The organism is Pseudomonas trutticola BRTCR10 (assembly GCF_056155105.1).
The window spans coordinates 2,295,867-2,313,485 of the sequence record NZ_CM149552.1; the positions used below are offsets into that span (position 1 = coordinate 2,295,867).

Annotated in this window: 21 protein-coding genes; 8 read left to right on the forward strand and 13 right to left on the reverse strand. The window is 53.2% G+C overall.

The window, feature by feature from the left end:
* Positions 1 to 653 precede the first annotated feature (653 nt).
* The 9 genes from ACVVH8_RS10195 to ACVVH8_RS10235 all read right to left on the reverse strand — a co-directional run bounded on the left by ACVVH8_RS10195 (position 654) and on the right by ACVVH8_RS10235 (position 6,837).
* Positions 654 to 1,004 (reverse strand): hypothetical protein, encoded by a 351-nt coding sequence (locus tag ACVVH8_RS10195; RefSeq protein WP_475229825.1) that lies wholly within the window; start codon positions 1,002 to 1,004, stop codon positions 654 to 656.
* A 625-nt stretch (positions 1,005 to 1,629) separates the two neighbouring features.
* Positions 1,630 to 3,093: a DEAD/DEAH box helicase gene (locus ACVVH8_RS10200; RefSeq protein ID WP_475229828.1), complete on the reverse strand. Its 1,464-nt coding sequence runs from the start codon at positions 3,091 to 3,093 to the stop codon at positions 1,630 to 1,632.
* On the reverse strand, positions 3,080 to 3,370 hold the full coding sequence (locus ACVVH8_RS10205; protein WP_475229831.1) for a hypothetical protein: 291 nt from the start codon (positions 3,368 to 3,370) through the stop codon (positions 3,080 to 3,082). Before ACVVH8_RS10205 ends, ACVVH8_RS10200 begins: the two co-directional genes overlap by 14 nt.
* A 2-nt stretch (positions 3,371 to 3,372) precedes the next feature.
* Positions 3,373 to 3,780 carry a hypothetical protein gene (locus ACVVH8_RS10210; RefSeq protein WP_475229833.1) on the reverse strand — a complete coding sequence of 136 codons (408 nt, stop codon included), beginning with the start codon at positions 3,778 to 3,780 and terminating at the stop codon, positions 3,373 to 3,375.
* A gap of 8 nt (positions 3,781 to 3,788) precedes the next feature.
* Positions 3,789 to 4,058 carry a hypothetical protein gene (locus ACVVH8_RS10215; RefSeq protein ID WP_475229836.1) on the reverse strand — a complete coding sequence of 90 codons (270 nt, stop codon included), beginning with the start codon at positions 4,056 to 4,058 and terminating at the stop codon, positions 3,789 to 3,791.
* A 300-nt stretch (positions 4,059 to 4,358) separates the two neighbouring features.
* On the reverse strand, positions 4,359 to 5,315 hold the full coding sequence (locus ACVVH8_RS10220; protein WP_475229839.1) for a tyrosine-type recombinase/integrase: 957 nt from the start codon (positions 5,313 to 5,315) through the stop codon (positions 4,359 to 4,361).
* Between the two features lie 392 nt (positions 5,316 to 5,707).
* Positions 5,708 to 5,875 (reverse strand): hypothetical protein, encoded by a 168-nt coding sequence (locus tag ACVVH8_RS10225; protein ID WP_177431417.1) that lies wholly within the window; start codon positions 5,873 to 5,875, stop codon positions 5,708 to 5,710.
* A gap of 189 nt (positions 5,876 to 6,064) precedes the next feature.
* A complete protein-coding gene (locus ACVVH8_RS10230; RefSeq protein ID WP_103304936.1) occupies positions 6,065 to 6,316 on the reverse strand; it encodes a hypothetical protein in 252 nt (83 codons plus the stop codon).
* 95 nt (positions 6,317 to 6,411) lie between these two features.
* Positions 6,412 to 6,837, reverse strand: a complete 426-nt coding sequence (locus ACVVH8_RS10235) for a hypothetical protein (RefSeq protein WP_475229842.1) — start codon at positions 6,835 to 6,837, stop codon at positions 6,412 to 6,414.
* 410 nt (positions 6,838 to 7,247) lie between these two features.
* Between ACVVH8_RS10235 and ACVVH8_RS10240 the strand changes: the two genes are divergently transcribed.
* Positions 7,248 to 7,703, forward strand: coding sequence for a DUF2214 family protein (locus ACVVH8_RS10240; protein ID WP_475229845.1), 456 nt, complete (start codon positions 7,248 to 7,250; stop codon positions 7,701 to 7,703).
* 230 nt (positions 7,704 to 7,933) lie between these two features.
* Here ACVVH8_RS10240 and csrA read toward each other — a convergent pair whose 3' ends face one another.
* Positions 7,934 to 8,128: a carbon storage regulator CsrA gene (gene csrA / locus ACVVH8_RS10245; RefSeq protein ID WP_003179932.1), complete on the reverse strand. Its 195-nt coding sequence runs from the start codon at positions 8,126 to 8,128 to the stop codon at positions 7,934 to 7,936.
* Between the two features lie 250 nt (positions 8,129 to 8,378).
* Between csrA and ACVVH8_RS10250 the strand changes: the two genes are divergently transcribed.
* Both ACVVH8_RS10250 and ACVVH8_RS10255 read left to right on the forward strand, forming a co-directional pair.
* On the forward strand, positions 8,379 to 8,747 hold the full coding sequence (locus ACVVH8_RS10250; RefSeq protein ID WP_103304879.1) for an SPOR domain-containing protein: 369 nt from the start codon (positions 8,379 to 8,381) through the stop codon (positions 8,745 to 8,747).
* Positions 8,748 to 8,834: 87 nt separating this feature from the next.
* Positions 8,835 to 9,746 carry a siderophore-interacting protein gene (locus ACVVH8_RS10255; protein ID WP_475229848.1) on the forward strand — a complete coding sequence of 304 codons (912 nt, stop codon included), beginning with the start codon at positions 8,835 to 8,837 and terminating at the stop codon, positions 9,744 to 9,746.
* 52 nt (positions 9,747 to 9,798) lie between these two features.
* Here ACVVH8_RS10255 and ACVVH8_RS10260 read toward each other — a convergent pair whose 3' ends face one another.
* The 3 genes from ACVVH8_RS10260 to ACVVH8_RS10270 form a co-directional block, all read right to left on the reverse strand.
* On the reverse strand, positions 9,799 to 10,488 hold the full coding sequence (locus ACVVH8_RS10260) for an endonuclease (RefSeq protein ID WP_103304881.1): 690 nt from the start codon (positions 10,486 to 10,488) through the stop codon (positions 9,799 to 9,801).
* Between the two features lie 4 nt (positions 10,489 to 10,492).
* The gene (locus ACVVH8_RS10265) at positions 10,493 to 10,762 is read right to left on the reverse strand and encodes a DUF1654 domain-containing protein (RefSeq protein WP_103304882.1); all 270 of its coding nucleotides are present in this window, start codon (positions 10,760 to 10,762) and stop codon (positions 10,493 to 10,495) included.
* 196 nt (positions 10,763 to 10,958) lie between these two features.
* Positions 10,959 to 12,047: an asparaginase gene (locus tag ACVVH8_RS10270; protein ID WP_213028142.1), complete on the reverse strand. Its 1,089-nt coding sequence runs from the start codon at positions 12,045 to 12,047 to the stop codon at positions 10,959 to 10,961.
* Positions 12,048 to 12,389: 342 nt separating this feature from the next.
* Between ACVVH8_RS10270 and ACVVH8_RS10275 the strand changes: the two genes are divergently transcribed.
* The 5 genes from ACVVH8_RS10275 to ACVVH8_RS10295 all read left to right on the forward strand — a co-directional run bounded on the left by ACVVH8_RS10275 (position 12,390) and on the right by ACVVH8_RS10295 (position 17,600).
* Complete coding sequence (locus ACVVH8_RS10275; RefSeq protein ID WP_103304884.1) at positions 12,390 to 12,836, forward strand: hypothetical protein; 447 nt, start codon at positions 12,390 to 12,392, stop codon at positions 12,834 to 12,836.
* Between the two features lie 201 nt (positions 12,837 to 13,037).
* Positions 13,038 to 13,994: a sugar ABC transporter substrate-binding protein gene (locus ACVVH8_RS10280; protein ID WP_103304885.1), complete on the forward strand. Its 957-nt coding sequence runs from the start codon at positions 13,038 to 13,040 to the stop codon at positions 13,992 to 13,994.
* A 55-nt stretch (positions 13,995 to 14,049) separates the two neighbouring features.
* A complete protein-coding gene (locus tag ACVVH8_RS10285; protein WP_213028143.1) occupies positions 14,050 to 15,603 on the forward strand; it encodes a sugar ABC transporter ATP-binding protein in 1,554 nt (517 codons plus the stop codon).
* Entirely contained in the window at positions 15,600 to 16,577 is a 978-nt protein-coding gene (locus ACVVH8_RS10290; protein ID WP_103304887.1) for an ABC transporter permease, read from the forward strand. The genes ACVVH8_RS10285 and ACVVH8_RS10290 overlap by 4 nt, the downstream gene beginning before the upstream one ends.
* Before the next feature lie 3 nt (positions 16,578 to 16,580).
* Positions 16,581 to 17,600 (forward strand): LacI family DNA-binding transcriptional regulator, encoded by a 1,020-nt coding sequence (locus ACVVH8_RS10295; protein WP_213028144.1) that lies wholly within the window; start codon positions 16,581 to 16,583, stop codon positions 17,598 to 17,600.
* The last annotated feature ends 19 nt before the right edge of the window (positions 17,601 to 17,619 follow it).

A 17,619-nucleotide genomic window follows, 5' to 3' on the forward strand; every position in this document is an offset into this window, starting at 1 on the left:
CACGGCAAACGGGCCTAGCACACGCGGAACTGTACGTCTCAGAGAGTGAGACGCTTCAACGTCAGTAGCGTCATAGCGAACCTTCGATGGTGTAGTGGTGATGTGAACGCTCAGAAGACCGAGCCGGTGGTTTGTAGACAGGCTGAGATGCCACCCTCAGAGGTGGAACGCTTACCCCTTCTGGCGTTATTAGGAGGGCAGGTTACTGGTAGCTGAACTATCAGGCACAGCAGGCGTAAGCCTCTGTGAAGAACGGCCAGTGTGGTAACGCATTGAGCACCCCCAAGGGGCACCTAGGAGATGCTAGGCGTAGAGCGGAACGCTCAGCTAGTCCTTGCTATGTTTTAAAAATGGATGATGTTTGCAATGGATGATGATCGGGCACGCTTGGCCTCATTGATAAAAGTCACTCCGTCTCTTCATTCCGTAGGTTTGATATGTAACGTGCTGATGGTTTCTGTCTTAATCTCTGCGTTATGTATCGCGGTATTCAAAAGCAAGATCATGGGTGCTGTTATTTTTGTAGTTGTAGCGTTGATTATTCGGTTTTTGATAATGTCGTTACTCAGGCTGTATCTGGTTAGGAAGTACCGCTAATCTGGTCGGTTGCATTAAAACTCAATACACCCCCTCTGTTTTAATAAATAATTATTCTATTTGCCGCCTACAAGACTGAGTCTCTGCACGTCAGCTTCATATTCGTCAGCAATACGTTTGCTGATCGCTACTTCACGCTCAACATCTGCTTTCCTTGGGCGTCCTACTGGTCTCACGCTACCAGTTACCTTAAGCATCTCCTTGACTGCTGCTATGTTTCCGTTGACTAGCTCCTGTTTTAATATCTCAATTGACTTGTCATGCCAATAAATACGGTGTTCTTCTTTCCATCCTTGTTCTTCAGCGTAAATGTCTAAGGTGAGCATTGTCACGCCTAGGCGTTTAGCTAGGTCGCAGTGTGAGTTGGTTTCAATATATTCGATCTTGTCTTTGTCGGTGAGATTCATGGTTTTCTCTGTCTTGTATGTTTGATTGTGATTGTTAATGTGAGTGAGTAGCAGATGATATTTAGGGCTATGGCTAGAGCGCTGTAGTTCTGCATTATCTGTAGGATTAGAAGTTGAGAATACTGAAGGCATAGCAGAAGAGTTGGGAGGTAGGTCACTGTTTAAATTGCTGGCGCTTCCTGAATTCTCTTAAAATCACATCGTGAGATATAATTAACGGCTTGTAGAGTAAGGCGATGGTTAAGAGAAATATTGTATAGCGCTTGATGGTCATTGCGCTTGTGAATGATCTCCTTGGCTAAACCTCTAGAGATAACTATATTTCTGATTGCGAATGAGGTGAGGCTGGGTAGTTTAATTGTGTCTGAATCTGACATGTTAATGATCCATTGGTAGTTTGTCTTAACGTCACTGCGTGACAGAAGCAAGAGCACGCCACGGAGTGGCATACGCATAAAGAAAGATCAAGAGCGTTTCTTACAGGTGCTTCGCTTTTGATTCTCTCTTTTTAATGCGTGCTCTTTGTCGGCTGTGCCGACGTTGCTTTTGCTTTTAAGTATATTGTTATGTGAAGTGTCCACAATTCCTTAAGGATACTCTAAGAGAAAGTGGACAGTTTTATCCGTCAGTTAGTTGTCTTCAGCCATCTGGATACGATGCTTTTGCTAACGTCCATTGTTGATGCGATCTTCCTGAGTGATAAGCCTTCAGCGGATAATTCTTTGGCTTTAAGGATGTTATCCTCTAGCTTGCTGCGTGAGTTTGAGCAAGGTGCTGGTCTGGTGAAATCCTTCAGTATGTGGTGGCAACCCTTAAGGTCAAACGCAAGATGCAAACCTGATTCTTCAGTAGGAACAAAGTGAATAGTAGGTCTGTCATTGTTGAAAGTCCTGATGCTGCTACGGGTAGCACTTTGGAATATCAATTCTCTATAGCGTTCGTCTTTTATTGCTTGCTTGCCTACAGATGAGGGAATTAGCATCTTCTCTAACATCTCAGAATTATTCTGATCGTCAATAGGGTTAGGGTTTCCATGTATCAGAGAAAGAGTATGGTGTACGTCTGAATATCCATTCAAACCCCTGGCATCAAAGGGGATGCGTATTACATTAGGGTGATCGTCGAAAGGGTATTTGCACCACTCATGAACTTGAACAAGGATGGGCTCTCCTTGAACGAACTCGATAGCGTCCCGTAATAGATCATGCCCGAATACTCTATCATTCCACTCTTCAGCTACATTCCCATCAGGGAGCGTAAGTAACATGGTCTTGCTTACCTTACTGCCTCCAATCAATGGATAGATATAGCTTGCAAACTTATAGCCTCTGTATTCTGGTGTGAATTTAGAGGCTGTAATGGCGTAGCCCTTGGTGAGGGCGTGTTGATAGGCAAGGGTGCCTGTGACGTTGGCTCCTAGGATGTGTGTCTCAGAGGCGTGCTCATATATTCCGCTTAGGTCAAAGTAATCGATAACCCTGATTTGCCACTTCCACTTGTTTTCTTTCTTGCTCAGGTATTCCTTGATGAATACGTCTGCCTTGCCCCTGAGTAGTGCTCCTAGGCAAGTGGTGATAGTTGACATTCCCTTGTCATCTATTACGTCTGAATAAATGGCTCGTGCTTCTTTGGTCATTCCTCGCTTGATAGACGCTTTGGTCGAGTCATCATCAATCTCAATGAATTTCTCAAGGAAGTTAGTGTAGGCATGATCGCCAATATCTCGTGTAAGATTATTAGCGACCGATGGGACTTCATCAATGACCACAACCCAGTCTTGTAGATAGCAAGGATCGAGGTCTAGCAAGGTCTTATGCGTAATGATAAGAACCTTGGGATCATCTTCTAGAAGCGCACATTCCACAGTGTCGGTGACATGCTTGTGAGTATCGCTATTGATTACGCAAACGTGGTTGATGCCAATAGCTTGGATGCGTTTTACAACGTCCTTGGATAGAACCTTGGTAGGAACTGCATAGATGTAGCGTTTGTTAGGGTCAGCATCTAGCTCTCTGATGAATTGTTCTGTCTTGCCTGTACCCGGTGTAGCTTCGGCTACGAAAATAATCTTAGATTCACTTTGGCTCAATCAGCTTTCCTTCTCGGAGTAATTTGTTTACTTCTTTTATGAGGTAGGAGGGAGTAGTGAAGTGTCCTGAAAGTTCTTGGGGTACGGCCTTATGCCCCTTGACAGCTAGAACCTGATAGAACCCAAACGAGTTCATGCCATATTCAATGTGTTTGTAGTCGCGGATGCCTGAGATATGTCGATTCTTCTGCTCAATGCTGCAATCAATTGCCTCTAGGGCGGAGCGCCGTTCTTGTTGAGCATGCAATTCCGCTTCGTTGAGATATGTGTTGCCCATTTTTATTCTCCTTTAGTGTAGGTGGCTCGAATGGCGGTCATAAGTTCGGCTTGTTCTTTCTGTGTTGCGCCAGTCAGCATGGATTTGGTGGTGCCTATAATATTTCCAGCTTCGTCCCGCTTGATAATACTTTTCTGAGGTTGGGTGCCAAACTCTTTGTAAGTGTTATCTATATTGATAAGCTCTCTTACCAGTGGATCATTGCGATATAGCTCATCAGCTACTTTCTGTTTAGAGGCTTTCCATTGCGCTAGGGCGTCTTTAGATGAGGCGAGCGGATTGCCTTTAGGTTGAGGAGGTTCTTCTGTTAGCTGGTAGCCTTGTCCGATTAGCTCTGTCAGTACAGACATAGGGCTGTTGCCAGTACGTCGGGCCAGCTCATTAATTTCACTCATTGTAATAGTTTTCATGTTGATCCTTAGATGTCTAGAATTTTGTATTGGTATGGTGCGGTGTGGGCATCGCCTGATTTGCGACGCTCGATAATGCCAGTGTCTAACAAGTCTCTGAGAATGTAATCTACAGCCCTGCGAGTTAGCGCCGTAGCCTTTCCGAAGTCACTAACTGAAATCGTTGTCCATCCATCTTCTTTGTGGCCATTGCGAATCATTAGATAGATAAGTTTGCGTGTAAGGGTTCTCAGGCGCACATGGTGTAGCGCCACAATGTCGTCGATTGTAGTAGTCATATATGGTCTCGTTTCTTAAGGTTGATTAATAGCAGCGGCCGCATGGATTATGTAAGCTCTCAAAGTTTTCCGTTGATGCGGAAAATAGAGACCCCATGAAATCGTTGCTAATACTATCTATACTGATTTTTGGGGGTGATGGTCTACAAGGGGTAGCGAATTATTTTCTAAGGATAATCCTCAGTCTTCATCATCCCATTACTCATTTTCGCCATAAGCCCCTGTGAAAGGGGCTGCTTAGCTGGCTGGCTATGTCGATGGGTTTTCTATTTATCGTGGCTCCTATGGCTTGCAGGGCGTTTAATCAATCAAGTGGAGAACATCCTTGGCGTTCAAGTGGGAGTATCTAGCTACAGACCGAGTGTCCCGGTGTCCCGACACAATCATTATTTGAGCGTTATTAAACCCTTTCTTGGCTACGTTAGTAATGCGTGTATGTCTTAACTGATGAAGCCTAACGCTATTGTCTAAGCCTGCTTTGTTCCTTGCTAACCTGACAGCCTGTGAGACGCTATGAGGCGTCACAGTGAACAGCCTTCCCTTGTTCGCTCGGTCTGCTAATGCGAGACGCTGAGCCTCTTTCAATAACTCTATGGCTCTGATTGTTAAGGGCACAGACCTAGTGCCGTTCTTCCCATCAATCACATCCGCAATTCGTTCCTCCAGGTGAAGACAGTGAGTCGTGAGCTTGAGTATTTCTGAGCGTCTCATAGCGGTTTCATAGGCAAGCTCAACGATGAGAGCCATGGTGGGGGATAGCTTGTTGAGCAATTGTCTAAGCTCGCCTGCACTGATTACCTTGTCGCTAGATTTGTCTGGCTTAGGGAGGGCTATGTCACTTACGGGGTTGTGTATGTCGATTAGCAGGCCACGCTTGGCGAACCTGAAGAAACGGGACATGAACGCTAGCTGTATACGACAGGTAGCAGGCTTGACCGTCTGTAGACGCTTCAGCTTGAAGTCATTGACTAGCTGAGGGGTGATGTCATGGATTGACTGAGGGAATGCAGCATAGAGCTGGGCGACGATCTTGATTGCATGGTCGTAGCTACCTTTTCCCTTGAGCAGGGTTTCACAGTAGGTCATGCCCAAGGTGTAAAGCGTATGGGTTTGGTGTTCCTTGGTTACAGCTTCAAGCTGGTCAGCCCATGCTTGGGCCAGTGCTTGAGTGGGGAAAGTTTTAGATTGGGCAGGTTTCCCCTTCAAGCGTACCTGAGCGTTCCAGTTACCTGATGGGAGGGAGCGGATGTTAGCCATTGTTGACGCCTCATAATGTGAATGGGCGTTCTCTTAGGGCCTTAAGCTTCGTGGCTTAGCGCCTAGCATGGTGGCTCTTGACATGGTGGGGGTCGTTGGTTCGAGTCCAATCGCGCCTACCAAACAAAATCCGCTCTGCTGGGCGGTCTAGAAGGGCTCACCGAAAGGTGGGCCCTTTTTTGTTGTCTGTGATTTGCAAAGCTTTTGCAAAACCCCGCCTCAGAACGGCAGTTCGGCGCTGACCTCAACCTAGTCGATCGTCTCGGCGTCGTGTCCCCCTTGGTAGCACATCGTCATTTTCTCGTCCGCCAGCTTTATGGCAGTGTTAAGGCTCCAAAGGCCAGCCACAGTCAATCAGCGGCGAAGCCCGGCTCTGCGCCGGGCTCGTTAAATTAACTTCGGCGCGAATCCAGCTTTTTCACAATCTGGGCGGAGGATCTTTCTTTGCGTCTCTGCACCCAACTATGAAGGGCGTGCAGTGGGTGTAGAAAGGCTGCAAGCACGCCCAGTAGCATGATGATGAAAATGGTGATCAGCGGGATGCTTTCGTGCGAGAACATGGTGGGTTACTCCTGTAGTCACTATGTCGGAACCCGCAGACTAGACGCATATAACGATGGTTTCGATGAACGTATGTTCATCAATGGGCGCATGAATTGTGCTACGGCAGAGCTCGCCAAATTGACGAATTGTGGAAATCAGCGAGCGGTTCTCGATGGGGCTCAATGCGCGTCCATGCACCTGATGAATCATGGGCAGCTGAAATTCCAGGCATCAATAACAAGGTCCTCTGCCTCCTCGCCAATAGTCGTGATGCCCAGGCATTCCTGGTTTTTCCTGTAATGGAATTGGCAGTACTGCACGCCCTGGGTGCATCGCTCGACTTCCGTGATGCCCATATTCAGAAGTTCTACCGCAGTGCCGACAGGCTGCCTCTGAATGAGCGCATCCGGCCTCCAGCCGTTCTTGATCAATGCACTTCGCGCCGATAAAAACGGCATACCTTCTCTGATGGGTATCTCTGTAGCGCAGGCAAAGGCACTGGAGAGATAAAGCAAAATGCAAGCGCAAGGGAAGGATCTCACTTTCCGCACCCTTACTCTCTTTCGGGGCATTCGAAATTCCATGAGTAGATCTTCATGTCTTTAATCTCTTCGCCCACTGTTGCGACGCCGAGACAGGTTTGGTCTTTTAAATAGTAGAAACTGCAGAACTGAATGCCCATCGTGCAGGATTCAATTTCGATGAAGCCTTTTCTTATGAGAATATTTTCGACCCCGATCTTTTCTAAGTCGGTTGGGTTCGGTTTCCAGCCGTTTTGAATCAGGGCGTTTCTGGCGCTTGTAAATGACATCCCCTCTTTGATTGGCACCTCTGCAGCGTTTACATGAAAACTTGCACAGCATAAGAAGCCGATGAAGAGCCAAGTGCTCACGCTGCTCATGTTGAGGAGGAGTCCCTGCGGAGTTTTTGGTGGGGAGATTGCCGAGAGGGAGCGTCGTCCATGGTGGGGATGTTTCATTGCTTTGCGATCCTTGCTGGTTTTGCGTGCGAATGATCCAGTGGGGGGAGATCATGGTCAATCATTGCTGTGGGGATGGCTTTGGTTTTCAGGCGTAGAGTCACCGTCCGTCGCCATCATCCTTGGAAAAAGTGTGGATATTGAATGACTTACGCGTGTTACTAACCAGCCGGTTATCGAAAAAATGTTGTTACATGCGGGATAAATCAGTAACATCCGCCCCGCGTTCACCACCACGGTTTATGCACTTTTAAATCCCAAGCTTCCATCAGCTGCTTGGGATTTTTTTTGCCTGCGATTTGGCTGTCGCAGTACCTGTCTTTCATCCGCCGATCCTGCGCGGGCAAATCCTTGCTTTTTCGACTACTACTGACTGGCCGATTTTCAACTCTTTCCAAAGGGGTTTGTCGATGCTGGTTCACTGGTTTCTAGCGGCAATTCATCTATTGGCTTTTGCCTTGGGTTTTTGGGCGGTGCTTACACGCGGTACAGCGTTCCGCCGCTTGGCGGCCGGTACTGGAGAGGCTGGGCGAGTGTTGCTTGCCGATAACTTATGGGGCATTTCTGCATTGATCCTGCTGGTGACCGGTGGGATGCGCGCATTTGGCGGGTATGAGAAGGGCACTGACTATTACCTTCATCAGCCGCTGTTTCATCTGAAGATGACGCTGTTGGTGCTCATTCTGCTGATTGAACTCGCTCCGATGGTCACGCTGGTCAAATGGCGGATCGCATCTGCACGCGGTGCGGCACTAAATACCGGGCGTGCAAAGTTGTACGCGCGAATCAGTCATGTCGAGGCGTTGCTGCTAGTGCTGATGGTGATTGCCGCCACCGGCATGGCGCGTGGCGTGACATTCGGCTAGGAAGGCGAATTCTCTGCGCTCTATCGGAAACGTCCGACAGCCAGCCCTAAAAATGGCGGGTAATATCGCTCGGCAACGAAGGATAGGGATGCGGTAAAGCGTTGAGAGGGAGGAGGTCGCGTGTCAGGCGCCGTGCCCAACAGAGTGGGGAGCGGATGGCAATACGGCGCGTGTATCTCTAGCCAGTCATTACACGAGGCAAACGAACTGGCTACTGACTGCGGGGCGGCTCAGGGAGTTTGTGGCTTGTCCGGGGCGGTCAGGCCAGCCTGAATGCGCTGGTAAATCTCTTCACGATGCACGGCAACGTTTTTCGGAGCGTTGATGCCGATTCGTACTTGCTGGCCGCTAACGCCCAGAATGGTGATGGTGATGTCATCACCAATGTTTATGCTTTCACCGACTTTGCGGGTGAGTATCAGCATGGTCTTCTCCTTGATTGCTTTGTAGGGCACCTGATTCAGACAGTGCAGAGGTCGGTGGTACGTATAGATTAGTGCGAAGTCTCACGGTTTGGGTGCCTCTTTCTGACGCGCAGATGCGGCATTAATTCCCAGGGCGTAACTATACAGAGGCTGCAATCATCAATCTCGTTGTTTTGTGCCCATTTTGCGGGGCTCACGAAGTATTTATGAATGATAAGATCGCCGCTTTGAGATTTTCGAGGAAAGCGTTGTGCGCAAATTGGTCTGGATGGTCGCGGCACTGGCATTGGCAGGATGTGGTGAAGGCAAGGGTGTAGACGCGCAGAAACCGAAAACGACAGTCGCGAGCGCTCCTGCGGTTGCCGCCGCCCCTCAATGGGACCTTGAGGTGCGCGGTGAAACCCCTCAAGCCGTCAGTGACCTGAGCGGCTGGTTGATCGAGCATGCTTTCGTTCCGACGGTCATCAAGGATGGCAGCGGCAAAACGCGGATTCTGATTGGCCCGTTCAACTCCCAGGCCGAGGCGGAAGCTCGCAAGGTGCAGGTGGATGCTGCATTGGTGAAGGCCAAAAAGCAGAATGTTGAATCCGTGTTGGTTGAGCATCCGCTCACGCCGTAAACGATTCATCTGGTGGGGCTGCCTAAAGGTTGTCAACTGCGATTCGTTCCTATTCAAGTCGCTGATGATTTCCAGAAGGAGTTCCCCATGGCCTCCGCCAATCCCTACAAGTTGTTCGATGTCACCTTGCATCGTAAAACGCAGTTGAGCCCGCATATGATGCGGATCACCCTTTGGGGCCCGTCGGTCAATGAAATGGCGACTTGGGCGCCGGATCAAAGGGTGAAGCTGTTTTTCCCTGCCGCCGACGGGTCGCCATCACGGCTTTCTCAAGATGAAGGTTGGTTCGCTCGCTTCCGGGCGATGCTGGCGGATCGACGTCCTGCGATGCGCACCTACACAATCCGTCACCTGCGCGCTGAGCAAGGCGAGGTAGATATCGATTTCGTCCTGCATGGCGAGAGCGGCCCGGCATCGCGTTGGGCGCTACGGGCTCAACCCGGTGAGTCGATGCAGATCCTTGCGCCCGACAGTCATTTCTCGGCGCAGGATGCCGGTGGATTCGAATGGAAGCCGCCACAAATTCTCAAACAGGTTCTGCTCGTCGCCGACGCCACCGCGCTGCCGGCGGCCATGGGTATTCTCGATGAGTTGGCGGCGCTCAATAAGCCGCCTCAAGTCCAGGCATTCTTTGAGGTGGATAGCGCGCAGGACGTGCTCGCCGTTCCTGACTGGCCGGGACTGTCAGTGCGATGGCTGATTCGTGATCAGGCTAGTGAAACCGTCGCGGGAGCGCTGATGATTGAAGCGGTGCGCGGGGCAACGCTACCCGTTCATGCGTCGTCAGAGGGGCGGGCAGTCGAGTTGGCCGATGTCGATATCGACAAGGATATTCTCTGGGAAATTGCCGCTAGCGCCCCTGAAGGATTTTACGGCTGGGTCGCCGGTGAAAGTGCGGCAGTCATGAGCTTGCGCAAATACCTGATCAAGGAGTGCGGCATTCCTCGCGAGTCGCTCAATCTGATGGGGTATTGGCGTTACAACAAGTCTGGAAGCTAGCCACAAAAAAGGCCTCGAACATAACATTCGAGGCCTTTTTTTCACGCTGCGATCAGCCGCAGGCTTTCATGTTCACCGGGCCGACAAACTCATTGCCGCGCCCCATCACGCACGCCACGCTTTGATTGCGCTGGCGTTCCCAGTCTTGCACCGGATAAGTTTTGTCCCACGCTTCGTACAATTGCCGATCCTGTTTCGACAGGCGCAAGCCGTACTGCTTGCTCATGTAGAAATAGGTGCGGGCGATCATGCCGCGAATCGAAGGGCGGGGCATGACCTTCTTGGCCTTGAAGTCGACCTGGGTCAGGCACGAGCCGTACTGACCGGATTGCACCGGCAACCAGCCGTAGCTGAAGTTGCTGCGGTCGCCGTTGACCTCGCCAATACTTGGTACCAGGTTATGCAGGTCGGCTTCTGCCTTTTGATAAGTCGGATCATAACGGGTGCAGTTCTTGCGTCCGCCTTCCTGCCAGCATTGGCGCTGGTGGCCGAACTGCCAGGCCGGCACGATGTGTTCCCACTCGATGCGTGACGCACGCTTGGCATTTTTGCGCGGTACGTAACCGCACGCCTTCAGATCAACTTTGTTGCCGGTGTACTTACACCCGCAATAAAACTCGGTGGACTGCGGTGCATACAGCTTCCACGCGACCTTCTTGGCTTCTGAAAATGTGCGGGGCGCACCGGCCTGGGCGCCCATGGCGATGAACAGCAGCAGCAAAGCAAAACAGCGGACAATCATTGAATCAATCTTCCTTCGGCACAACCCAAAAAATCTGCACGCCGCCATCGTCGCGATAGGCGAGGGTGACGTTGTCGTTCTCGTCGATTTCCTCGAGCAGGCGCTCCCACTCATCCATTGGTTCGTCCGGCAAGCGGAAGATCAATGCGGCTTTGGATTTTTGCGCTGTGGGGGAGTTGATGATTTTTTGAACGCGCATACCCATGCGTTCATAAGCGTCAGGAGCATCAGGGGAGGTGGCCACGAGGTTATCCTTATTAAGCTGTACGTGCATACAGTATTTAACTGTAAGCAATTTCGCAACTGCTTAAAATTCAAGAAAATCCTCTGACAGCGGTTTTCCGATTTTGGTGTGAGGTGTGTCGATTTTTTTGTAGGGGAAATGCTTGCGTGCTGTAGGCGACGCTCCATTTGCCAGGCAGGTAAATGGAGCGAAGGTGCCCGACCGGGATTGGTCGGGCGGAGGTCAATCAGTATTCCCAGAACATCCGTTGCAGCTCTTTGCTGTCGTTGGTTTTGGTCAAAGCGACCATCGCCAGAATGCGGGCTTTTTGTGGGTTCAGGTCGTGAGCGACAACCCAGTCGTACTTGTCGTCAGGCTGTTCGGCGTTACGCAGAACGAAACCGCCAGCGTTGACGTGAGACGAGCGGATGATCTGCACGCCATCCTTGCGCAGGGCCTGCAGGGCCGGAACCACGCGGGACGACACCGAACCGTTGCCGGTGCCGGCGTGGATGATGGCTTTGGCGCCGGACTGGGCGAGTGCCTTGTAGGCGGTATCGCTTACGTTGCCGTAGGAATAGGCGATTTCTACGTCAGGAAGGCTCTTGATGTTTTTGATGTCGAATTCCGAGTCCATGGTGTGACGCTTGGCTGGCAAGCGGAACCAGTAGGACTTGCCTTCAACCACCATGCCTAGTGGGCCCCAGGCGCTCTTGAACGCCTCGGTCTTGATGTTGATCATTTTGCTGACGTCGCGACCGGACTGGATTTCATCGTTCATGGTCACCAGTACGCCTTTGCCGCGTGCTTCTTTGCTGCTGGCCACGGCCACGGCGTTATACAGGTTGAGCATGCCGTCAGCCGACATCGCAGTGCCTGGACGCATGGAGCCGACAACGATGATTGGCTTGTCGGTCTTCTCAACGAGGTTCAGGAAGTAAGCGGTTTCTTCCAGGGTGTCGGTACCGTGGGTGATGACGATGCCGTCAACGTCTTTGCTGTCGGCCAGTTCGGCAACGCGACGGCCCAGTTGCAGCAGATTGTCGTTGGTGATGCTTTCCGAGGCGATCTGCATGACTTGTTCGCCACGCACATTGGCCAGTTTGCTCAACTCGGGAATGCCGGCGATCAGTTGTTCCACGCCGACCTTGGCAGCTTGATAAGTGGCGCTGTTGGCGGCACTGGCGCCAGCTCCGGCGATGGTGCCACCCGTGGCGAGCACCACGACGTTGGCCAGTTTGGTCTGGGACTCGACTTCTTTTGCCTGAAGGGCAGTAGGCAGGAGTAAAAGGAGGGCCAAAGCGCCCGGAACGAAGTTTTTCAAAGCAGATGTCATTATTTTTCTCTCTAGTAGTGAGACGGTGCTGATGCAGGTTCATCTAGATGCGCCCCGTGCCGATCTGGGGGTGCGGTGAAGGGAGCAGGATCTGTACCAGCCGTACTTTGCGTTAGAGAAATGTTTAAGCTGATGATTTACATCAAGATTTTATGACTCGGTGAGGTTCCTGATGAATCGTTTATCCGGATTTCCGAACAATGGTCGCTTTCGCGTTCGGCTCACCGAAAAGGACTACTGCCCCTGTCGAACAGATCGGGTTGCCGGTTGTGGAATTCCTGCTAAAGAATCCTTTGCGCAGGCCGATGGGTGTTAAAGGAAATTAAAATTTAAGGAGTTCACATGTCACTGACGATCGGTATTGCAAATCCCGGTGCTGTCACCATTGGCGGTAAGACCGCAGCGACGATCAATGCAATAAATGAAGCCGAAGCGGATGCCTCCGCCGAGGCGCTGGGCACCGAGGAAGAAAGCAGTAATCAGGTCAGAACCGGTGGTCCCGCGCAGGAAGCGAGCAAGACTGAAAGCAGCGATAATCTGAGCATTACCGTCAAGATGCTGCTCAAACGCATGCAGGAATTGCAGAAGCAAATGCAGGAGCAGCAACAACAACTCGCTGCCGCGCAGGCTGCGAGCTATCCGACGCCAGAGGCCAAGTCGCAGGCAGTCATGTCCATTCAGGGGCAGATCGCGCAAACCAGCGGCGCAATGATGGAAGTATCGGCGGCGCTGCTGAAAGAGATGTCCAAGGGTTCCACCAGCGGTAACCTGGTCAGCACCACGGCATAAACAGCGACCGGGCGGATCAGCAGATTCGCCCTACAATAGATGACGATTTCTGATTGTTGACAAATGTCGGCGGGATTCGCATAGTTCGGTCTACGCAAACGTTTGCGCGACGTTCGTCGGGGCATTCTGTCATCGGCAACGTAATGTCGATTACGCCAGCGCAAGCGTTGCTCACAATAATCATAAGATCGGAGTGAACCCATGAAGCTGCCATTTGCTGGACGTCTTCTTGCTGTCGCTATGCTGGCTGCCACAGCCGCTGCACTGCCTGTCTCTTCGGCGTTCGCCGAATCCCCTGAAAAACCCAAAGTCGCACTGGTCATGAAATCTCTGGCCAACGAATTCTTCCTGACCATGGAAGACGGCGCCAAGGCCTACCAGAAAGAACACTCCGCCGATTTCGACCTGATCTCCAACGGCATCAAGGATGAAACCGACACCGCCGGCCAGACCCGCATCGTCGAGCAAATGATTCTGGCCAAAGTCAATGCGCTGGTCATCGCGCCTTCCGATTCCAAGGCCATGGTGCCAGTGATCAAGAAAGCAGTCGACGCCGGTATCACCGTGATCAACATCGACAACCAGCTTGATCCGGCAATCGTCAAAAGCAAAAACATCAGCGTGCCATTCGTAGGTCCGGACAACCGCAAAGGTGCGCGTCTGGTCGGTGAATACCTGGCCAAACAGCTCAAGGCCGGTGACGAAGTCGGCATCATTGAAGGCGTGTCGACCACGACCAACGCCCAGCAGCGTACCGCCGGTTTCAAGGATGCGATGGACGCGGCGCAAATCAAGGTTGTTTCCCTGCAGTCCGGCGACTGGGAAATCGACAAGGGCAACAAGGTTGCCGCGTCGATTCTCAGCGAATATCCGCAAGTCAAAGCGTTGCTGGCGGGTAACGACAGCATGGCCGTCGGTGCCGTTTCCGCCGTACGCGCCGCCGGCAAGGCAGGCCAAGTGCAGGTGGTCGGTTACGACAACATCAATGCCATCAAGCCAATGTTGAAGGATGGTCGCGTACTGGCGACTGCCGACCAATATGCTGCCAAACAAGCCGTGTTCGGCATCGAGACCGCGCTGAAAATCATCAAGGGCGAGAAAGTCGACAGCGGTGCCAATGGCGTGATCGAAACGCCGGTTGAGCTGGTCACCAAGTAAGTCCTCTGGCGACACAACGGCGCTCGTCCGTCCGGGCGAGCGCATGGAGATTTTTATGTCAGTTTCCGCCCCGAACGCTGTCCTCTCGGTCAGCGGTATCGGTAAGACCTATGCGCAACCGGTGCTCACCGGCATCGATTTGACGCTGATGCGCGGTGAAGTGCTGGCGCTCACTGGCGAGAATGGCGCCGGTAAAAGCACGCTTTCGAAGATCATTGGCGGTCTGGTCACTCCGACCACGGGCCATATGCAGTTTCAGGGCAAGGACTATCGCCCGGGCAGTCGTACCCAGGCAGAAGACCTTGGCGTACGCATGGTCATGCAAGAACTCAATCTGTTGCCGACGCTGTCGGTGGCGGAGAATCTGTTTCTCGATAATCTGCCAAGCAATGGTGGCTGGATCAGCCGCAAGCAGTTGCGTAAAGCCGCTATCGAAGCCATGGCGCAAGTCGGCCTCGACGCGATCGATCCGGATACGTTGGTCGGCGAGCTGGGGATCGGGCATCAGCAGATGGTCGAAATCGCCCGGAACCTGATCGGCGATTGCCATGTGCTGATTCTCGACGAACCCACCGCGATGCTGACGGCGCGTGAAGTTGAAATGCTCTTTGAGCAGATCACTCGTTTGCAGGCGCGCGGCGTCTCGATCATCTACATTTCCCACCGCCTCGAAGAGCTGTCCCGTGTTGCCCAGCGCATTGCCGTGTTGCGTGACGGCAACCTGGTCTGCGTCGAACCGATGGCCAATTACAACAGCGAGCAACTGGTCACGCTGATGGTCGGTCGTGAACTGGGTGAACACATCGACATGGGCCCGCGCAAGATTGGCGCCCCGGCGTTGACGGTCAAGGGTCTGACGCGTTCCGACAAGGTGCGCGACGTCTCGTTCGAAGTGCGCGCCGGAGAGATCTTCGGGATTTCCGGGCTGATCGGCGCAGGGCGCACGGAATTGCTGCGGCTGATTTTCGGTGCCGATGTCGCCGACAGCGGCACGATATCGTTGGGCTCGCCCGCACAAGTTGTGAGTGTGCGTTCGCCGGTCGATGCGGTACGCAATGGCATCGCGTTGATCACCGAAGACCGCAAGGGCGAAGGCTTGCTGCTCAGTCAGTCGATCAGCGCCAACATCGCGTTGGGCAACATGCCGGAAATCTCCAGTGGCGGTTTCGTCAACAATGGCGACGAGATCGCCTTGGCGCAACGGCAGATCGATGCCATGCGCATCCGCAGTTCGAGCCCGACCCAGTTGGTGTCAGAGCTTTCCGGGGGGAACCAGCAGAAGGTTGTGATTGGTCGCTGGCTGGAGCGTGATTGTTCGGTGCTGCTGTTCGATGAGCCGACTCGTGGCATCGACGTCGGCGCCAAGTTCGACATTTATGCCTTGCTCGGTGAATTGACTCGCCAGGGCAAAGCGCTGGTGGTGGTCTCCAGTGACCTGCGTGAATTGATGCTGATCTGCGACCGGATCGGCGTGCTGTCCGCAGGTCGTCTGATCGATACCTTCGAGCGCGACAGCTGGACCCAGGATGATTTGCTTGCCGCCGCGTTCGCCGGCTACCAAAAACGTGATGCGTTGCTCAACGAAGCGGCGCCTAGGGATCTCCCATGAAAACTGCATCTCCTGCCGGCAAACGTAGTGGCAATTTTTACGGGCTGGGTACTTATCTGGGGCTGGCCGGTGCCTTGCTGGCGATGGTCGCGCTGTTCTCGATCTTGAGCAGCCACTTTCTGTCCTATAACACCTTCAGCACCCTGGCCAACCAGATTCCCGATCTGATGGTGCTGGCAGTCGGCATGACCTTCGTGCTGATCATCGGCGGCATCGACCTTTCGGTGGGCTCGGTGCTGGCATTGGCGGCATCAACGGTCAGTGTCGCCATTCTCGGCTGGGGCTGGAGTGTTCTGCCGTCGGCGCTGCTGGGCATGGCGGTAGCGGCGCTGGCCGGCACCGTCACTGGTTCGATCACCGTTGCCTGGCGGATTCCATCGTTCATCGTGTCCCTCGGCGTTCTGGAAATGGCTCGCGGCCTGGCGTACCAGATGACTGGTTCGCGCACGGCTTATATCGGTGATTCTTTTGCCTGGCTGTCGAACCCGATCGCATTCGGCATCTCGCCTTCGTTCATCATTGCCTTGCTGGTGATCTTCATGGCCCAGGCGGTTTTGACTCGCACCGTGTTTGGTCGCTACCTGATCGGCATCGGCACCAACGAAGAGGCGGTAAGGCTGGCGGGGATCAATCCGAAGCCCTACAAGATTCTGGTGTTCAGCCTGATGGGGTTGTTGGCCGGTATCGCCGCGCTGTTCCAGATTTCTCGTCTGGAAGCGGCTGACCCGAACGCCGGCTCCGGTCTGGAGTTGCAAGTGATTGCTGCTGTGGTGATCGGCGGGACCAGCCTGATGGGCGGGCGCGGTTCGGTAATCAGCACATTCTTTGGGGTGTTGATCATTTCCGTTCTGGCCGCGGGTCTGGCGCAAATCGGTGCGACCGAACCGACCAAACGTATCATCACCGGTGCAGTGATTGTCATCGCGGTCGTGCTCGATACCTATCGTAGCCAGCGCGCCAGTCGGCGGGGCTGAGCCATGGCGACGATCAAGGATGTGGCGGCCCTCGCGGGGATTTCCTACACGACCGTGTCGCATGTGGTGAACAATACCCGGCCGGTCAGTCAGGAAGTGCGGCGCAAAGTCGAGGCGGCCATCAAGAGCCTCGACTATGTGCCTAGTGCGGTGGCGCGCTCGTTGAAAGCCAAGACCACGGCAACCATTGGCCTTTTGGTGCCCAACAGCCTCAACCCGTACTTCGCCGAACTGGCGCGGGGCATCGAGGATTACTGCGAGCGTAACGGCTACTGCGTGATCCTCTGCAATTCCGATGACAACCCGGAAAAGCAACGCAGCTATTTGCGCGTGTTGCTGGAAAAACGTATCGATGGGTTGATCGTCGCTTCGGCGGGCGGTGACAGTGGTTTGGCGCAAGGGTTGGCCGGGGTGAAGACGCCCATGGTGATTGTCGACCGTGGCCTCGATGGCGTGGATGCCGATCTGGTACGCATCGACCACGAATACGGCGCCTATCTCGCCACCCGCCATCTGCTGGAGCTTGGCCATCGCGATATTGCAACGATCGGCGGTCCGGCGAGCACCAGCGTGGCGCAGATGCGTCAGGCCGGATATTGCCGGGCGCTGAAAGAGGCGGGCATAGAAATACGTCAGGCGCGCATGCTGGAAAGTGATTTCACCAGTACCGGTGGTTACAACGCCGCGGCGATCCTGCTCGAGAGCAACCCGCCGAGCGCGATTTTCGCCGGTAACGACATGATTGGTATCGGTGTGCTGCGTGCAGCGGCAGAGCGTAATGTGCGGGTGCCGAGTGATCTGTCGGTGATCGGCTTCGACGATATCCAGATGAGCCGTTATGTCTATCCGGCACTCACTACCGTCGGCCAGTCAATCCTGCAGTTGGGCGAAATGGCGGCCGAGGTGCTGCTGCGAAGACTTGCTACTCCAACTCTGGGCACGGATCAAAGGATCGTGACCCCGAGTATTGTCCTGCGCGAGTCGACCGCGCCGCTGTCCGGCGTGTTCACCGAATATCGCTGAAACCGAATTGACGAGTAAT

What these genes read in the sequence shown, in the direction of transcription:
- ACVVH8_RS10210 (WP_475229833.1), bottom strand. Translation starts at nt 3,780, where the DNA reads ATGAAAACTATTACAATGAGTGAAATTAATGAGCTGGCCCGACGTACT.
- ACVVH8_RS10285 (WP_213028143.1), top strand. Translation starts at nt 14,050, where the DNA reads ATGTCAGTTTCCGCCCCGAACGCTGTCCTCTCGGTCAGCGGTATCGGT.
- ACVVH8_RS10230 (WP_103304936.1), bottom strand. Translation starts at nt 6,316, where the DNA reads ATGCCGTTTTTATCGGCGCGAAGTGCATTGATCAAGAACGGCTGGAGG.
- ACVVH8_RS10220 (WP_475229839.1), bottom strand. Translation starts at nt 5,315, where the DNA reads ATGGCTAACATCCGCTCCCTCCCATCAGGTAACTGGAACGCTCAGGTA.
- csrA (WP_003179932.1), bottom strand. Translation starts at nt 8,128, where the DNA reads ATGCTGATACTCACCCGCAAAGTCGGTGAAAGCATAAACATTGGTGAT.
- ACVVH8_RS10205 (WP_475229831.1), bottom strand. Translation starts at nt 3,370, where the DNA reads ATGGGCAACACATATCTCAACGAAGCGGAATTGCATGCTCAACAAGAA.
- ACVVH8_RS10225 (WP_177431417.1), bottom strand. Translation starts at nt 5,875, where the DNA reads ATGTTCTCGCACGAAAGCATCCCGCTGATCACCATTTTCATCATCATG.
- ACVVH8_RS10290 (WP_103304887.1), top strand. Translation starts at nt 15,600, where the DNA reads ATGAAAACTGCATCTCCTGCCGGCAAACGTAGTGGCAATTTTTACGGG.
- ACVVH8_RS10240 (WP_475229845.1), top strand. Translation starts at nt 7,248, where the DNA reads ATGCTGGTTCACTGGTTTCTAGCGGCAATTCATCTATTGGCTTTTGCC.
- ACVVH8_RS10295 (WP_213028144.1), top strand. Translation starts at nt 16,581, where the DNA reads ATGGCGACGATCAAGGATGTGGCGGCCCTCGCGGGGATTTCCTACACG.
- ACVVH8_RS10255 (WP_475229848.1), top strand. Translation starts at nt 8,835, where the DNA reads ATGGCCTCCGCCAATCCCTACAAGTTGTTCGATGTCACCTTGCATCGT.
- ACVVH8_RS10215 (WP_475229836.1), bottom strand. Translation starts at nt 4,058, where the DNA reads ATGACTACTACAATCGACGACATTGTGGCGCTACACCATGTGCGCCTG.
- ACVVH8_RS10195 (WP_475229825.1), bottom strand. Translation starts at nt 1,004, where the DNA reads ATGAATCTCACCGACAAAGACAAGATCGAATATATTGAAACCAACTCA.
- ACVVH8_RS10270 (WP_213028142.1), bottom strand. Translation starts at nt 12,047, where the DNA reads ATGACATCTGCTTTGAAAAACTTCGTTCCGGGCGCTTTGGCCCTCCTT.
- ACVVH8_RS10260 (WP_103304881.1), bottom strand. Translation starts at nt 10,488, where the DNA reads ATGATTGTCCGCTGTTTTGCTTTGCTGCTGCTGTTCATCGCCATGGGC.
- ACVVH8_RS10235 (WP_475229842.1), bottom strand. Translation starts at nt 6,837, where the DNA reads ATGAAACATCCCCACCATGGACGACGCTCCCTCTCGGCAATCTCCCCA.
- ACVVH8_RS10275 (WP_103304884.1), top strand. Translation starts at nt 12,390, where the DNA reads ATGTCACTGACGATCGGTATTGCAAATCCCGGTGCTGTCACCATTGGC.
- ACVVH8_RS10265 (WP_103304882.1), bottom strand. Translation starts at nt 10,762, where the DNA reads ATGCACGTACAGCTTAATAAGGATAACCTCGTGGCCACCTCCCCTGAT.
- ACVVH8_RS10280 (WP_103304885.1), top strand. Translation starts at nt 13,038, where the DNA reads ATGAAGCTGCCATTTGCTGGACGTCTTCTTGCTGTCGCTATGCTGGCT.